Below are 15,809 nucleotides of genomic sequence, written 5' to 3' on the forward strand. Positions count from 1 at the left end.
GGACCCCGAATGGCTGGTCATGACGGCTGACAGGTCCGACAGCGGACAAGACGACACGGCACGGCGCGCCCTTGACGCCGCGGCACCCCTGCCCTCGCGCGGCATCGGCATGTCGGGCAAGCTGCTGATCCTCACCGTGCTGTTCGTCATGGTGGCGGAAGTCCTCATCTATGTTCCCTCGGTCGCCAATTTCCGCAATAGCTGGCTGGAGGACCGGATTTCGGCCGGGCGGACCGCCGCGCTGGTGGTGGAAGCAGCCCCCGGTGGCAATGTCGCCGATACGCTGGTGCGGGAACTGCTGGAGAGCACCGGCGTCCATGCCGTGGCGCTGAAGACCGGGCCCGCCCGCCGCCTGCTGGCCGCAACCGAGGACCTCCCGGCTATCGACCTGACCGTGGACATGCGGTCGCAGACGCTGCTGAGCGCCATCAGCGAGACATTCTCCACCATGGCAGCGCCACCCGGACGCACGATGCGCGTGATGGGCAATGCGCGGCGCGACGGCGAGTTCGTCGAGATCGTCATGGACGAGACGCCGCTGAAACAGGCCATGGCGGTGTTCTCGCGCAACATTCTCATCCTGTCGCTGCTGATATCGGGGATCACCGCGGCACTGGTCTATCTGGCGCTGCACCTCATGTTCGTGCGGCCGTTGCGACGGCTGACCGACGCCATGATTGCCTTCCGGGAGAATCCCGAGGACCTCAACCGGGTGGTCCAGCCGACCGGCCGCAAGGACGAACTCGGAATTGCCGAATTCGAGCTGCAGTCCATGCAGAACTCGCTGCACGACATGCTGGCGCAGAAGTCGCGGCTGGCAGCGCTCGGCCTGGCCGTCTCCAAGATCAACCACGACCTGCGCAATCTCCTGGCCTCCGCGCAGCTGTTTTCGGACCGTCTCGCCAATGTGCCGGACCCGACGGTGCAGCGCTTCGCGCCCAAGATGATCCAGGCGCTCGACCGGGCCATCGCCTTCTGCCAGTCGACGCTGTCCTACGGCCGGGCGCAGGAGGCCCCGCCCCAGCGTCGCGCGACGCCGCTGGCCACCCTCGTCGCCGAACTGCGCGACACGGTCGGGCTCGGACCGGAGGCACGGATCGCGCTGGTCGATGCCATCGAGGCGGAGATGACCGTGGACGCCGATGGCGACCATCTGTTCCGGGTGCTGCTGAATCTTGTCCGCAACGCCCATCAGGCGCTGGAATCGCGTGCGCCCAACGACCCCTCCCGCGACCAGATCCGCATTGTCGGCCGGCGCGAGGGCGCGGTTTCCGTCATCGAGGTCTCCGATACCGGGCCGGGCATGCCGGAACAGGCCCGCGCCCACCTGTTCGAAGCCTTTCAGGGCTCCACCCGCCCCGGCGGCACCGGGCTGGGGCTAGCCATTGCCTCCGAGCTCGTGCGCGCCCATGGCGGCACCATCGCCCTTGCCGAGGGAACGGTTGGCGCCACCTTCCGCATCACCATCCCCGACCGGCCGATCGACCTGTCGCAGGCCCGCAAGTCGCAGCGCCGCAAACGCGCCTGAAGACACGTCCGCCCGTTGATCCGGCGTTGGGTTCCTGTTCGCGCCGCTCGCTCGCACGGCCCGGCCCGCATGCCGGTCAATGGCCCGTCGCGACAGGTTGCAACGACCGAAATCGCTTGGGCCACCCGCCGAAATCCCTTGGGCCACCCGCCGAAATCCCTTGGGCCACCCGCCGACCAGGGTCTTGCAATCGCCGGCGAAACAGCGTATCCGACCGCCTCCGTTCGAGAGCGTGTCGCTGCTCGGACGCGGCACGCGCCCGTAGCTCAGCTGGATAGAGCACCAGACTACGAATCTGGGGGTCAGAGGTTCGAATCCTTTCGGGCGCGCCATCTTCTTCGCTGCTGAAATTCCTGAAGAAACCGAGCTCGGGGCAACGTTCCGGGCTGGTCAACCGCAATGGTCTTGCCGGAAGGCCGGGAAACGCGGAAGGGGTTGAAGGCGGGCAAGTTCCCGGACGCAGCCCGTCCGCTCTGCTTCATCTTTCAGGCAGGCTCTGCAGGAGACGAAATGTCTTGCGGCGTCCCCATGATCGGCGGGCGTGGTGGGTCCCTTGAGCATGGACGACGGCATCCGGCGAGATGAGCCACCTGCCGAGCCGCGCGCGCAAGCCGGAGGGAAGCCGATCCGAAAGCTCCATCGACGCCCGGTCGCCGAACAGCCGTGCAAGCACCGAAAGGCAGACGGCGGCTTCGAGGCCAAGGCGCAGCCTGACGAGGACATTGGCGACCTCTGCCAGGCTCCCGGACGGCAGGCGTCGCGTCGCCTGGAGCACATCGACCAACATCTGGAGACGGTCGAGCTTGTGGCCCAACGTGGCATGCACGATCGCTGTGGCGAGCAAGGCGGCGGGGGCCCTTCCGTCGCCGTCGCCGGCAATCAGCAGTTCGCGCAGGCCGAAGCCCGCGCGCCGGCGCAGCCGCGGGTAGTGAACCAGATTGCCATGAAGCTCGATCAGCGCGGTGGGATGGTCCGGATGCGCGAACTTGTATTCCATGTCGCGCTGCGAATTGTCCCAGGCCTTGTCGGGTTGAACATAGCCAAGCCGCTCCATGACAGCGATCGCTTCGCCCATGGCGGCCGGATCGACGAGCAGGTCGATATCGCTGAACAGGCGGTCGCCGGATATCGGATAGAGCCGTTCGGCGAAGACCGGTCCCTTGACGACGCATGCGGCCACGCCGTTGGCCGCCAACGCCGCAGATATGTCACGACAGAGGCCCTCCAGAAGCATCGTCTGGCCCACCCGCTGAATGGTCTCGGCGCCGCCCGGCGCATCGATGCCGGCACCGAACTTGCGCCAGAGGATGTTTTCGACGCCGTGCGGCCGCGCCAGTTCCAGGAGCACCTCGCGGTCCGCTTCCCGCGTGGCCGGCGCGGGAGCCTCCGGATCGGCCAGGCGGGCCAGGACCAGGGCTAGCGCGTCAGCCACATTCGCCTCGATACCGGAATGGTCGGCAAGCGCCCGAACCCTGTGCCCCGCCTCTGGATCATGGTGCGGCCACGTCTTTTCCGCTCGGCGCAAGCAGCGCCGTGAAGCTGGCGACGGTTTCGAGCGAGGCGGTCTCCTCGGCCGTCAACTGCCGTCCGAGCCTGTCCTCGAAAGCCATGATGATGGACAGATGCGCGATGCTGTCCCACTGCGCCAGCGAGCCGACGGGCGCATCGTCAGTCACGTCCTCGATGCGGCAGCCCAGCACGGAGGCGATGATGCCGGCGACGGCGGCGTGGTCATCGTGCATCGGTCTTCTTCGCCATCCATTCCTCGCGGAACATCTCGAAGATCAGCATGTCATGCACCTCACCGGTGGCCGGATCGAGTCGGATTCGATGCAGGGTGCCGACATGGGTGAAACCGAGCTTGCGATAGTTGAAGATCGATGGAAAATTCCGCGCCATCACCTGGGCGTAGAGCCTTTCGACCCTGGAGTGCGCGAAGACGTGGTCGATCAGACGCGTGCGCACTTCCTGCACCACGGCCTTGCCCCACCAGTCGCGGTCGTGGATGCCGACGGCGAGAAGGCAGGACCTGTAGGGCCGCATGGCGACGATGTGGACGCCGATCGGTTTCGTTTGCCCATGCGGCACGATCGCGTGGACGAACTTTGTCCGGTTGTTCGGCCGGATCATTTCGCGATACCAGCTCCAGGGCGACCGACGCTCGCCGGAACCGCAGTAGCTCGACATGAACGCGCTGTCCTTGGTCCAGGCATAGGTCAGCAGGAAGGCCCGCCATCGGCCGAGCGGCACGAGGCGGAAGCGCTCGGTTTCGATCGGGGCCCGCAACTCCGCCAAACCCATGCGTGTCAGGCCCCCGGTCCGGAAGCCAGCGCGGCTTCACGCACATGATCGCGCACCACCTTGCCGCGATCATTGCGGGGAATGGCGTCCAGAACGAACAGGCGGGAGGGCACGGCTTCCGCCCGGCATCGCTCGCGGCACCAGGCGCGGATCGATGCAGCGTCCACCTCTGCACGGAGCACGATCGCCGCTGCCACGGCCTCGCCCGCGACCGGGTCCGGCAGGCCGAAGGCGCATGCCTCGCGCACCGCCGGATGGCGTTCGAGCAGCATGTCGATCTCCTCGGCCGGCACCTTGACGCCCCCGCGGTTGATTTCGTGCTTGATGCGGCCGACCAGCGTCAGTCGTCGGTGCGCGTCGATCCGCCCGGTGTCGCCGGTGCGCAGCCACGGGCCATGGAAGGCCGCCCGGGTTTCCGCCTCCATGCCGAGATAGCCGGTCATCATCGACGGCGTGGCGATCAGCACCTCGCCCGTGCCCTCTCGCAGAACCCTTCCGTCCTCGCCCAGCAGCGCCGCCGCGCCGCCCCATGGCAGGCCGACCATCCCGTCGGACGCGCCGTCGTCATCCAGGCAGGCGCCGCCGATCCAGTTCGCCGTCTCGGTCATGCCGTACATGTTGAACACCCGGCGCGTGCCCGTCCACCCGGCGATCGCCCGCCAGTGCTCGATCGAAAGCGGCGCGGAACCGACGTGTACACGGCGCATGGCCTGTTTAGGGCGGGGCGACAGCCGCATGGCCACGTTCCAGAAGGCGGGTGTGGAACTCATGAAGGTGACGCGCCGCTCATCGACCAGGGGGCCGAACCTGCGCATCTCCTCGATCGAGGGTTGCGGCCACAGGATGAGCGTTCCGCCGGCCGCCAGGACCGTGAAGACGTTGCCGATCAGCCCGTGGCCGAAATGCAGCGGCAGCACGCACAGCGATCGCTCCAGATCGGCCGTGCCGATGGCCATGACATTAAGCGCCACGCGCGCGGCAAGGCTGCGCTGCGTGTGGACAATGCCCTTGGGGCGGCCGGTCGTGCCTGACGTCATGAGCGTCAGGGCGGGGTCGTCGGGGCCGAGCGGACGAGGAGGGGATTGCGTCTCGATCGTCGGGTTCGGAGGTCCGTCGTCCAGCAGCGCCGTGGCTCCGGTCGCCCGCATGACATTGTCGCGCTCCTCCGCCGTGATCGCCGGGTTGACCGCGACGGCCATCGCGCCCGCCTCCCAGAGCGCCAATATGTCGCGGAGGTAGTCGAGAGGAGCCGGCCGGGCGACGACCGCACATTGCCCGTGGTCGATGCCTGATCGGTGCAGTTCGGCCGCGCGGGCAATGACACTTCGCGCGAAAACGTCAAGCCCAAGCTCCATTCCGGCGCGCGGATCGACGAGTTTGGACCGGTCATTGAGGATGGAAAGTAACATTGATCAGGTCACGGCCGAAGTTCTCGATTGCCGCCGGATCGACTTGTCGGAGGCTCGATAAACACGCAATGCTTGTGAGCCAAATCCAGACAAGGGTTGACGATTTTTGTCATGCGCATGATGATACCTGATCATCGACAATCAGATTCCGTGGGGGAAGTGATGAAAAAGATATACGCGCGGCCGACGCTTGAGAAGCGCGACAGGCTCTCTCTGGTAACGGCGAATGCAGGCGGAACCGCGCCCGGCGGCGGCCCGCCGAAGGGTGGCGGCGGTGGTGGCGGCCAGCTCAACTGATCATCGACAACCGGAAGGAGTTGGCAACCATGAAAAAAGTGTATGCGAGGCCGACGCTTGAGAAGCGCGACAGGCTCTCCCGTGTCACGGCGAATGCTGGCGGAACTGCCCCCGGCGGCGGCCCCCCGAAGGGCGGCGGCGGTGGTGGTCAAATCAACCCCGCATGACGTGACGCGCGATCGATTGCATGCCCACCAGTCCGGCAGCGACCGTCAGCCGGCAGGCGGGTACTGAGCGCACGAGATCAGCCAGCATCGCGTAACGGCGATGCTGGAGCGGCGTCAGGCCTGACGCCGATCCGCGCACGTTGTCGCTCGCCAGCGCAACCAGCATGTCTGCCGCGCTCAAGGGCTGGATGTCAGCGCACGGGCCGCGTTGAAGCAGCACCAGCCGCCTGACGGGCAGGACCCTGTCCTCGAGCGACACCGCCGGCGAGAGTGCGCGGCGCGGCACCATCTGCTCTCCCTGATCGTTCCACTGCGGGCGCAGCGCCAGCCACGGCAGCATGGCCGCCGTATCCCGGTGCACATGGAGCGCGCGTGGCAGCCCCATCGCGACGACCGCATTGCCGGTGCGTCGCAGCACGACGATGTCGTCAGCGGCCAGTGCAAAGCCGCACCGGGCCAGCGCCAAAGCCGTCGTCGTCTTACCGGTTCCGCTCGGTGCCGAGACCAGGATCATGCCTGCCTCGTCCGGCAGCGAGAGGCCAGCGGCGTGGACGACTTGCTGGTCTTCAAGGTCAAGCGCGAATTCGACGGCGATCGGAACCATGCTGCCATAGGCGCGCCAGGGGTGATCGCGTGAGACAACAATGTCAGATCTCCGGGCCCGGAGATCGACGGCCATCCGCGCCTCTCCGGCAAAGGACATGAAATAGGTCTCGCCCGTTCGCGCGAAGTCGCATTGCCCCTCGTTCAGCAGCGGCCCGCTGTAGAGGCGCTCGGCATCGGCGGGCAGCGGTCCCGGATCGCCTGTCCGGATCGTTATCGAGAACGTGCAGGCAGGTGCGGTGCTCCCGCCGCGTTCGCCAAGGAAGCGGTCAAACCCATCGAGAAGGTCGCTATGGTCAGCCTCGACCGAGATTTGCGTGGGTCCGAGATCGTAATGGCGGGCTGCACGCATCCGGTATGTCCGCGTCACGTCCGGGCGGCCTCATGGGCGCGATGCACAAGAGCCCCGGCGGACATGCACCTCAACCGAAATGGACTATTCCACGACACGCAGGATGCCCTCGTCGACCAGTCTTCCAGCAATCTCGATGACATCTGCAGTAGCTGTCCTGGGGTTGATGTCGAACTCATCGCTGAGCGCGGCCGCCAGATCGCTGACACGCCGCCTCCCGTCAATATGTCGCAGGATGGCCTCGGTGGTGCCGTTGCCGGTATACAATTGGCCGGTGTCGGCCAGCAGGATCACGGCCCCATCGCCAACCGATTGCATGCTGGCAGCTTGCTGAAAGGCCAGAACCGTACCTAGCGTAATGACTGTCATTCGCAGCGTACACCCCCTCTGGTGAGGTCGACAGGTTGCAAGTCAAATGCCCAACATGCAAGTTGTGCAAGGATAGAAAATGCGTTGAGCTGAAGGCGCCAAGCGACTCCACAATGGCGTGTCATGATTAGTTTGAAGGCATGAAGATCGTTCGTTTCGCAGGACATTCCGTGCGGGTCGCCTACTGGAGCGCCCGCCACCGGTTTTCGGCCTTGCGCCGCGTCGCGCGGACGGGTGCGGGGCATGCGCTACGCCCGCTCCTCTCTCGCTGGCGTTTCGTCGCGGTCACGGGGAGTTGCGGCAAGACAACGACGACAGGCCTTCTGGCGCACCTTGTCGGGGCGCCGTCTCCTCAATTGCTGACGCGCGGGTTGAACAATGCCAGCGGTGCGGCGCGGGCCTTCTTCCGGCTGGTTTGGCGGTCGCCGGCAACGGCCGTTTTCGAGGTGACAGGCCATGCACCCGGGGCGATCCGTCAAACGACCTCGCTGATAAGGCCCTCGATCGGCATCGTTACGGTGGTTGGACTGGACCACACCACCGCCTTCGGCCCGATCGAGGCGACCGCGGACGAGAAGATGAGCCTGGTCGCCGACCTTCCCGAGGACGGCCTCGCCGTGCTGAATGCCGATGATCCCCTCATCATGGCACGCGCGTCGGTGACGGCCGCCCGTGTCGTCACCTTCGGCGAGGCCGAGGGCGCCACGCTGCGGCTCGTTCATCTGCACGACCGCTGGCCCGATCCCCTGACGTTCAAGGTCCGCTGGCGCGACGAGGAGTTCGAGGTTCGCAGCCCGATGATCGGCAGGCAGTCGGTCAGCGTGGTGCTGGCTTCACTGCTCGCGGCCTTGGAAATGGGGATCGACCGAAGCCTCATCGTGGAGCGCCTCGCGGAGTTCGAGCCGCTCATGAACCGGATGTCGGTGCATCGCGCGCCGGATGGCCGGCAGTTCGTGCTGGACGCATGGAAGGCGCCGCAATGGACCATGGAGACCTGCCTGAATTTCCTGGAGCCGGTGCAGGCCCCGCGAAAGACCGTCATTCTCGGCACCCTGTCCGACGTGCGCGGCAATACACGCCGACGCTACGAAGCGACCGCGCGGCGCGCGCTGGAAGTTGCTGACAGGGTGCTGTTCGTCGGTGAGGAAGCGGCACGTGTCCGCAGAATGAAGGGCTCCGACACGCAAGAGCGTCTGTTCATGTTCGACCGCATCAGGGATGCGCACGACTTCCTGCAGAACGACCGCATTCCGGGCGAGGTCATCTACATCAAGGGCAGCAGGGCGGATCATCTGGAACGGCTGATGCATGCCGCTTACGCCGATATCGACTGCTGGCGATACCGCTGCGGCAAACGCTTTCAGGGCTGTTCCTATTGCGGGCTGCTGCTCGGAAAACGGATCCGCGATCGGCACAGATGCAGCACGCTGCCCTGGTTGAGCGAACAGCAGAGGCTTCCCGTTTGACCGCCGGGCCGCGCGTGACGGTCTCATGTGCGGAATAGCGGCCATCATCGCCGAAGAGACCGCCGCGGATCATCGCCGTCACGTCGCTGCGATGCTCGATGCGATTTCGCACCGGGGACCGGATGGCAGGGACATCTGGCAGGGTGACGGCATCACACTCGGGCATTGCCGGCTGGCCATCCTCGACACCAGCGCACGCGCCGCCCAGCCGCTCGCGACCACCGACGCGACCGGCATCCTCGCCTACAATGGCGAGATCTATAACGCGGGTCCCTTGCGTGAACTGCTGAAGGCCGAGGGTTGTGTCTTCGAGAGTTCCGGCGACACCGAAGTCGTTCTTCAGGCGCTGCATCATTGGGGGCCGGAGAAGGCGGTGCCGCTGTTCAATGGCATGTTCGCTCTCGCATATTGGGATCGACGCCACGCGAGCCTGTGGCTTGCGCGCGACCGGCTGGGCATCAAGCCGCTCGCCATCGCCCGGCATGACGGCGTGCTGCTGATCGCCTCCGAGATCAAGGCGTTGAACGCGCATCCGACTTTCAGCGGCCTTGTGCGCACCGGCATGATCGCTCGCTGGCTTGGCGAGCCCAGGGTGCAAGCACACCTCCTGATCGCCGAAGGGATCGAAGAACTGCCCCCGGGGGCTCTGTGGCGGTGCGCCGCCGGCCAGACCAGCAAGAGCCTCTATTTCGCTATTCCCGCGGCTGTCGATCCTGACCGCATCGTCGCGCCGGGCCGCGCACCCATGGCATCGCTCGTTAGCGCATTCGAGACGTTGATCCGCGAGAGCACCCTTGCGCACATGTCCAGCGACGCTCCGCTTGCCAGCATGTGCAGCGGCGGTGTCGATTCCAGCCTGATCACAGCGCTCGCCAGACGCGCCATGCCGGACCTCGTTGCCTATGTCGCCGATGTTGGCGGCACGGGCGAGGCCGCCGCCGCGCTGAAGGTGGGCCAGCATCTGCGGACGGAGATCCGGCAGGTGCCGCTGGACCGTGACGCGTTCCTGCGCCTGTGGCCCGAGGCCGTCTACCATGCCGACGGGCCTCTCTTTCACGCGAGCGACATGGCGTTGATGGCGGTTGCCAAGGCAGCGAGCCGCGATGGCTTCAAGGTGTTGCTGACGGGCGAGGGCTCGGACGAGTTGTTCGGCGGATATCATTGGCACATGGCAACACAGCGCCGCTGGCGCAGGATCGAGGGCCTGCGCGGGCTGTTTCTCACGCCGCGCCGGCGCGAGAGGGTGCGCCGCCAGCTGGAACGGCTGCCTTTCGCATCACCGTGGCCGGATGGGACCCCGCACGCCAGGGTGCTCGTTGCCTATGGCGGGCAGGCTGCTCCCCGCCAGCGGGTCTTGATGCGGCACCTGTCAGCTGTCCGGCCGGCATCAGAACGGGCATTGGCTGCCGCCTGCCTGCACGACCTCGACGCCCATCTGCGTTGGCTGCTCCACCGCCACGACCGCATGGGCATGTCGGCATCGATCGAAATGCGCGTGCCATATCTGGAAAACCGCCTGATCGACTTCGCCCTGCATCTGCCTCCCGGCGCACGCATCAGGCACGGCCGGGAAAAATGGCTGGTGAAGTCCGTCGCTGCCAAGTATCTGCCAGACTCAGTCGTTCACGCCAGGAAGATAGGCTTTCCCGTGCCGGCGACCTATTGGAAGGGCTGCGAAGGCATGCTGGCCAACGGTCATCTGGAAACGATCCTCGGCTGGACACGTCAGGAACGGAACGCGCTGGCCGAGGACATTGCGCAGGACCGTTTTCTGGCCTTTCATCTCGTCGGCCTGGAACTCTGGCTGGGACAACGTCTCGGCGCGGAGACCCCGGACGCGCAGGCGCAGCGGCTGCTTTCCATGCCTTCGATCGTCGCCCTTCAATGACCCCGAGCGTGGCCCTCGCAAGAACTGTAGCCCGTTCCAACAGCGGTTTCGGTGACCGACGTCACCTGCGCTCGCGCGCCGCGCAACCGTCTCCCGCGTTGGGCTTGCAGGGTTCATCAGGTTGCAGGTGCGCGAAGAGCGCGCGAAACGCGGCGGGAGGCGGCGGCGACAATCTGATGCTGCCGGTGATGCTGCGGCGGAAACACAACACCCGGACGACCTCCGCGCAGCCTGTTCGGAACAGCCTTCAATGACCGGGACCAAAGATGATCTCAACAGGACGTTGCCCCTGATCCGCAGGGCGTTTCGCGAGAACTATCGCACCCATTGGAAAGGCTACGCCGCGGCGATGCTCCTGATGGGGATTGCCGCCGGAGCCACCGCCGCCAGTGCCTGGATCGTTCGGGACGTCGTCAACGACCTGTTCGTTCTCGGTCAGCAGTCGCTGATCATCTATTACGGCCTGTTCATCGGTGCTGTTTCGATCATCAGGGGGTTCGCAGTCTATGGACACAATGTGATCCTGAGCCGGATCGGCAACAGCATTATCGCATCAACCAAGGCGGTGATGTACGACAAGCTCCTGGTCATGCAGACCGAATATTTCACGAACAGTCACAGCAGCACCTTCATTGCCAATCTCAACTACAACGCCGTTTGCGCCAGCACGGTGTTGAACCTGCTGGCGACAAGCCTGGGGCGCGACCTGCTGACCGTGGTTGCGCTGATCGGCGTGATGCTGGTCCTCGATCCGATTCTGGCCATCGCGGCGCTTCTCGTCGCTCCGCCGATCATTTTCAGCATCAGCCACGTCGTGAAGCAGATAAGGGCGATGGCGGCGCAGGAAGCCGGCTTCGCCGCCAACATCGTCAGGACGGCGATAGAAACGGCGCGCGGGATCGACGTCGTCAAATCGTTCGGCCTGGAAGATGCCATGCGCAGCCGCATGAACGCGGACCTCGACCGGTTTCGCCAGCGCGTCAACAGGCTTGAAACCCTTCAGGCCTCGACCGGACCCATCATGGAGACGATGGGCGGTCTCGCCGTCGGCAGCCTGATCATGTACGCCGCATGGCAAACCACCACGTCCGGCAAGACGCCGGGCGAATTCCTGGCCTTCGTCACGGCCTTCCTGCTCGCCTATGAGCCGGCGAAGCGGCTGGCGCGGCTTCACGTCCAGTTCGGGCGCAGCGTCGTCGGTCTTCGGCTGATGTATGATTTCCTCGACAGCCCGGCCGTGGAGAAGGATCAGCCCGGCGCGACCGACCTGGTCGTCAGCGACGGTGCCATCGTCTACGACGACGTGACGTTCGGCTATGCTGCGGGCCAGCCCGTCATTGAAAACGTGTCGTTCGAAGCACGACGCGGCGAGGTTGTTGCGCTGGTTGGCCCCTCCGGTGGCGGCAAGACCACGCTGGTCTCGCTGATGCCTCGGTTCTACAAGCCATGGTCGGGACGGATTCTGATCGACGGTCAGGACATCGCGGCCGTGTCCCTGAAGTCTCTGCGAAGCGCGATTTCGATCGTGTCGCAGCAGGCGTTTCTCTTCAACGGCACGATTGGCGAGAACATCGCGATGGTGCGGCCGGGCGCAACGCGGCAGCAGATCGAGGAGGCTGCGCGGGCCGCATATGCACTCGAGTTCATTGAGGAACTGCCGGACGGATTTGACACGCATCTCGGCGAGAACGGCACCAAGCTTTCGGGCGGCCAGCGACAGCGCATCGCGATCGCGCGAGCGTTGCTGAAGAACGCACCGATCCTGTTGCTGGACGAGGCCACGTCAGCCCTGGACAACCTGTCCGAGCGAAAGGTGCAACTGGCTCTGGAAGCGCTGATGGCCGGCCGGACCACGATCGTCATCGCCCACAGGCTTTCGACGATCGCGCGGACTGATCGCATCTGCGTCTTGCAGGACGGCCGGATCGTCGAAACGGGAACGCACGCCGAACTCATCGAAAACAGCGGCACGTACTATCGGCTGCACCAGATACTGGAAAGCGACTGAACCGCCCCAGGTCTGCCGGAGGGTCCCGCATCCAATCAGGACGGTGTCACCGCTCGATCGCCCGCCGCCGATGGCGCGCCATCTTCCAATCAACCACCCGAAACATCACGGCACCGGCCGCTCAGTCCCAGCGGGCCTCGGCCGACATGGCGATGGGCCCGCCCTCGCGCGCGGTCCACAGGCGAAGAGCATCGCCATCCGCAGTCGCGTTGACCGTGACGACATCCTCGTCGAACAGCGGCGACAGGCCGCGGAACGTGAAGCGCGACGGAGCCGTGCCCCTGAGATCGGTCGCATAGGCGGCAAGCCAGGCCGCCTGCAGCGGTCCATGGACGATCAGGCCCGGATAGCCCTCGACTTCGGTCGCATAGCGGCGGTCATAGTGAATGCGGTGGCCGTTGAAGGTCAGCGCCGAATAGCGGAACAGCAGCGGCGGGGTCGCCTCCATGCGGCGGCGGTGGGTGCCAGGTTCGGCCGGCGGCGGCGCCTTTGGCGCCGGGCCACCCGGGGCCTCAAGCCCGCGGAACACGATGTCCTGCCGGTCCTCGATGGCAAGGCGGCCATCGACGTCGAAGCGGTGCGCCACCGTGACAAAGCACAGGGGCCCGGTGCGTCCTTCCTTCAGGACGATGTCGAGGATGCGCGAGGTGCGGCGCACCCGATCGCCCACCTTGAGGTCGCCGTGGAAGACAAGGCTGCCGCCGGCCCACATGCGCCTGGGCAGCGGCACGGGCGGCAGGAAGCCGCCGCGAGCGGCATGGCCGTCGGCGCCGAGTTCCGCGGTCGGCGCAGCCGGCTGGGCGAGGCAGAAATGGATGAGGCGGGGCACGATGTCGCCCGGCCCCGGCGGCGGCCCCGCCCCGTCGAACATGGCGTGGTACTTGCGGGCGAGATCGGCGGTGACGACGTCCTCGGCCAGGTCCTCGCGCCCGATCCATTCGCGCAGGTGGTCGAGGTCGAGACCGGGATCCGTGGTCATGATGCCTGCTCCTTGCGGAAGGGCCCGTGCTGGCCGATGGCCGGGACAGGCCCATAGCGGCGCGGCTCGCCAGTGACGATGGGCGCGGGCGCGGGGACCGCCACCGGCCCGGCCGGCGTCTCGACCGTGATGCGGCGCAGATGCGGATGCGCGGCAAGTCCTGCCATGTCATTGAGGGTGGCGAACGCGATGTCGGCGCGCGACAGCCGGTCGATGGCGGTTGCCGCGTCCAGCCGGGAGAAGGCCTCCGCCACCATGGCGTCGGTCTCGCTGCGGTTGGCAACGCGGATGACATTGCTGGCAAAACGCGGATCGGTGGCGAGAGCCGCATCGCCGAGCACGCCGGCGCAGAAGGCCGCCCATTCCCGCTCGCTCTGGATCGAGATCAGCACGGGTCTGCCGTCGGCGGTGGTGAACACGCCATAGGGCGAGATCGAGGGGTGGGCGAGGCCGATGCGCTTCGGCGACTTGCCGCCCTCGTGGTTGAGCAGCGGCACGGTCAGCCAGTCAGCCATGACGTCGAACATCGAGATGCGGATGTCGGCGCCCTCGCCCGAGATGCCGCGGCCGATCAGCGCCTCCAGAATGGCCGCATGGGCCGTGGCTCCGGTGGCGATATCGACGAGCGAAACGCCGACGCGCGCCGGCTCCGTTGGCCCGCCGGTGATCGAGCATAGTCCGGATTCGGCCTGGATCAGCAGGTCATAGGCCTTGCGGCTGGCATAGGGTCCGCTCTCGCCGTAGCCGCTGATCGAACAGACGATCAGCCGCGGATGGCGCCGGCGCAACTCCTCAACCCCGAGGCCCATGCGATCGAGCGCGCCGGGTTTCAGGTTCTGCACGACCACGTCGGCCGAGGCGACCATGTCGGCCAGATGCGCCCGGCCATCGGGCCCGGACAGGTCGATCGCGACGGATTCCTTGCCGCGGTTGAGCCAGACGAAATAGCTCGACTGGCCGGCTGCCACGGCATCATAGCCCCGCGCGAAATCGCCCTCGGGACGCTCGATCTTGATGACCCGCGCGCCGGCATCGGCGAGGCGCGATGTGCAAAACGGGGCTGCCACAGCCTGCTCGATGGCAATAACGGTCAGCCCTGCAAGCGGCAGGCGGGCGGCGGCCATCAGAACGACCTCGGCAGGCCGAGCACATGCTCGGCGACATAGGAGAGGATCAGGTTGGTCGAGATGGGCGCCACCTGGTAGAGCCGCGTCTCGCGGAACTTGCGCTCCACGTCATATTCGCAGGCGAAGCCGAAGCCGCCATGGAACTGCAGACAGGCATTGGCGGCCTCCCACGAAGCCTTGGCGGCCAGATATTTAGCCATGTTGGCCTGTGTGCCGCAGGGCTCCCCCGCGTCGAAGCGCCGGCAGGCCTCGTAGCGCATCAGGTTGGCGGCCTCGACCTCGATGAAGGCCTCGGCGATGGGAAACTGGACGCCCTGGTTCTGGCCGATCGGCCGGCCGAAGACCACGCGCTCCTTCGTGTAGGCCGTCACCCGGTCGATGAACCAGTAGCCGTCGCCGATACATTCGGCGGCGATCAGCGTGCGCTCGGCGTTGAGGCCGGTGAGGATGTACTTGAACCCCTGCCCCTCCTCGCCGATCAGGTTCGCGGCCGGAATCTCCAGGCTGTCGAAGAACAACTCGTTGGTCTCGTGATTGACCATGTTGAGGATCGGCCTGACCGTCAGCCCCTTGCCGATCGCCTCCCGAAGGTCGACCAGGAAGATCGACAGCCCTTCGGACTTCTTGCGCACCTGATCGAGCGGCGTCGTGCGGGCGAGCAGGATCATCAGGTCGGAATGCTGGATGCGCGAGATCCAGACCTTCTGGCCGTTGATGACATAGCGGTCGCCCTTCTTCACCGCCGTGGTCTTGATCTTGGTCGTGTCGGTGCCGGTGGTCGGCTCGGTCACGCCCATGGACTGCAGGCGCAGTTCCCCGGAGGCGATCTTCGGCAGGTAGTGGCGTCGCTGCTCCTCGGAGCCGTGCCGGACCAGCGTGTTCATGTTGTACATCTGGCCGTGGCAGGCGCCGGAATTGCCGCCGGCCCGGTTGATCTCCTCCATGATGACGGAGGCTTCGGTCAGGCCGAGGCCCGAGCCGCCATACTCTTCCGGGATCAGAGCGGCCATCCAGCCGGCTTTGGTCAGCGCATCGACGAAGGCCTCCGGATAGCCGCGCGCCTCGTCGACCTTGCGGTGATATTCGGCAGGAAACTCGGCGCACAGCGCCCGCACCGCCTCGCGGATCTCGTCGAACCCAGAGCCTGCGCTCGTCTCCATGATGCCGTCCTCGGTACGGGGCCCTGCTTCCGACCTCTCTTACCGTCTCCGGGGTCCGTCATGAACCTGCCCGCTCGACGGGGGCAGGTCTGCGCTGCGCATGGGTCGCGGGCTGGTCCGCGGGGTCGGCCGAGGGACAACGGCCCGGCGCGGGC

14 protein-coding genes and 1 tRNA gene are annotated in these 15,809 nt (G+C 66.2%); 6 read left to right on the forward strand and 9 right to left on the reverse strand.

Annotated elements, in window-relative coordinates; translation table 11 throughout:
* The first annotated feature begins 19 nt into the window (after nt 1-19).
* Both ACTIFS_RS14020 and ACTIFS_RS14025 read left to right on the forward strand, forming a co-directional pair.
* Nucleotides 20-1,528 carry an ATP-binding protein gene (locus tag ACTIFS_RS14020; protein WP_439574729.1) on the forward strand — a complete coding sequence of 503 codons (1,509 nt, stop codon included), beginning with the start codon at nt 20-22 and terminating at the stop codon, nt 1,526-1,528.
* Nucleotides 1,529-1,783: 255 nt separating this feature from the next.
* Nucleotides 1,784-1,860: transfer RNA gene (locus ACTIFS_RS14025), tRNA-Arg, on the forward strand.
* 146 nt (nt 1,861-2,006) lie between these two features.
* On the opposite strand, the gene ACTIFS_RS14030 is transcribed toward ACTIFS_RS14025, so the two are convergent.
* The 4 genes from ACTIFS_RS14030 to ACTIFS_RS14045 all read right to left on the reverse strand — a co-directional run bounded on the left by ACTIFS_RS14030 (nt 2,007) and on the right by ACTIFS_RS14045 (nt 5,238).
* The gene (locus ACTIFS_RS14030) at nt 2,007-2,876 is read right to left on the reverse strand and encodes a nucleotidyltransferase family protein (RefSeq protein ID WP_439574730.1); all 870 of its coding nucleotides are present in this window, start codon (nt 2,874-2,876) and stop codon (nt 2,007-2,009) included.
* 142 nt (nt 2,877-3,018) lie between these two features.
* Complete coding sequence (locus tag ACTIFS_RS14035) at nt 3,019-3,270, reverse strand: acyl carrier protein (protein ID WP_439574731.1); 252 nt, start codon at nt 3,268-3,270, stop codon at nt 3,019-3,021.
* Entirely contained in the window at nt 3,260-3,829 is a 570-nt protein-coding gene (locus ACTIFS_RS14040) for a GNAT family N-acetyltransferase (protein WP_439574732.1), read from the reverse strand. Before ACTIFS_RS14040 ends, ACTIFS_RS14035 begins: the two co-directional genes overlap by 11 nt.
* A 5-nt stretch (nt 3,830-3,834) precedes the next feature.
* Entirely contained in the window at nt 3,835-5,238 is a 1,404-nt protein-coding gene (locus ACTIFS_RS14045) for a class I adenylate-forming enzyme family protein (protein ID WP_439574733.1), read from the reverse strand.
* A gap of 96 nt (nt 5,239-5,334) precedes the next feature.
* Between ACTIFS_RS14045 and ACTIFS_RS14050 the strand changes: the two genes are divergently transcribed.
* Entirely contained in the window at nt 5,335-5,535 is a 201-nt protein-coding gene (locus tag ACTIFS_RS14050) for a hypothetical protein (protein WP_439574734.1), read from the forward strand.
* A 153-nt stretch (nt 5,536-5,688) separates the two neighbouring features.
* Here the strand turns inward: ACTIFS_RS14050 and ACTIFS_RS14055 are convergent, their stop codons facing one another.
* Both ACTIFS_RS14055 and ACTIFS_RS14060 read right to left on the reverse strand, forming a co-directional pair.
* On the reverse strand, nt 5,689-6,657 hold the full coding sequence (locus tag ACTIFS_RS14055; RefSeq protein ID WP_439574735.1) for a hypothetical protein: 969 nt from the start codon (nt 6,655-6,657) through the stop codon (nt 5,689-5,691).
* Between the two features lie 84 nt (nt 6,658-6,741).
* Nucleotides 6,742-7,026 carry a PqqD family peptide modification chaperone gene (locus tag ACTIFS_RS14060; protein ID WP_439574736.1) on the reverse strand — a complete coding sequence of 95 codons (285 nt, stop codon included), beginning with the start codon at nt 7,024-7,026 and terminating at the stop codon, nt 6,742-6,744.
* 140 nt (nt 7,027-7,166) lie between these two features.
* On the opposite strand from ACTIFS_RS14060, the gene ACTIFS_RS14065 reads away from it, so the two are divergent.
* The 3 genes from ACTIFS_RS14065 (at nt 7,167) to ACTIFS_RS14075 (ending at nt 12,388) form a co-directional block, all read left to right on the forward strand.
* A complete protein-coding gene (locus ACTIFS_RS14065; protein ID WP_439574737.1) occupies nt 7,167-8,492 on the forward strand; it encodes a Mur ligase family protein in 1,326 nt (441 codons plus the stop codon).
* A 25-nt stretch (nt 8,493-8,517) separates the two neighbouring features.
* Complete coding sequence (gene asnB, locus ACTIFS_RS14070; RefSeq protein WP_439574738.1) at nt 8,518-10,380, forward strand: asparagine synthase (glutamine-hydrolyzing); 1,863 nt, start codon at nt 8,518-8,520, stop codon at nt 10,378-10,380.
* A 250-nt stretch (nt 10,381-10,630) separates the two neighbouring features.
* Nucleotides 10,631-12,388, forward strand: coding sequence for an ABC transporter ATP-binding protein (locus ACTIFS_RS14075; protein WP_439574739.1), 1,758 nt, complete (start codon nt 10,631-10,633; stop codon nt 12,386-12,388).
* A gap of 121 nt (nt 12,389-12,509) precedes the next feature.
* Here the strand turns inward: ACTIFS_RS14075 and ACTIFS_RS14080 are convergent, their stop codons facing one another.
* From ACTIFS_RS14080 to ACTIFS_RS14090, 3 genes are read right to left on the reverse strand one after another with little or no spacing between them, the layout of a single operon-like run.
* Complete coding sequence (locus ACTIFS_RS14080) at nt 12,510-13,367, reverse strand: FAS1-like dehydratase domain-containing protein (protein WP_439574740.1); 858 nt, start codon at nt 13,365-13,367, stop codon at nt 12,510-12,512.
* Nucleotides 13,364-14,491, reverse strand: coding sequence for a CaiB/BaiF CoA transferase family protein (locus ACTIFS_RS14085; protein ID WP_439574741.1), 1,128 nt, complete (start codon nt 14,489-14,491; stop codon nt 13,364-13,366). Before ACTIFS_RS14085 ends, ACTIFS_RS14080 begins: the two co-directional genes overlap by 4 nt.
* Complete coding sequence (locus tag ACTIFS_RS14090) at nt 14,491-15,654, reverse strand: acyl-CoA dehydrogenase family protein (RefSeq protein WP_439574742.1); 1,164 nt, start codon at nt 15,652-15,654, stop codon at nt 14,491-14,493. The genes ACTIFS_RS14085 and ACTIFS_RS14090 overlap by 1 nt, the downstream gene beginning before the upstream one ends.
* Nucleotides 15,655-15,809: the final 155 nt, after the last annotated feature.

Origin of the sequence: Phreatobacter sp. (genome assembly GCF_051860605.1) — a bacterium.
Lineage (GTDB): Bacteria > Pseudomonadota > Alphaproteobacteria > Rhizobiales > Phreatobacteraceae > Phreatobacter.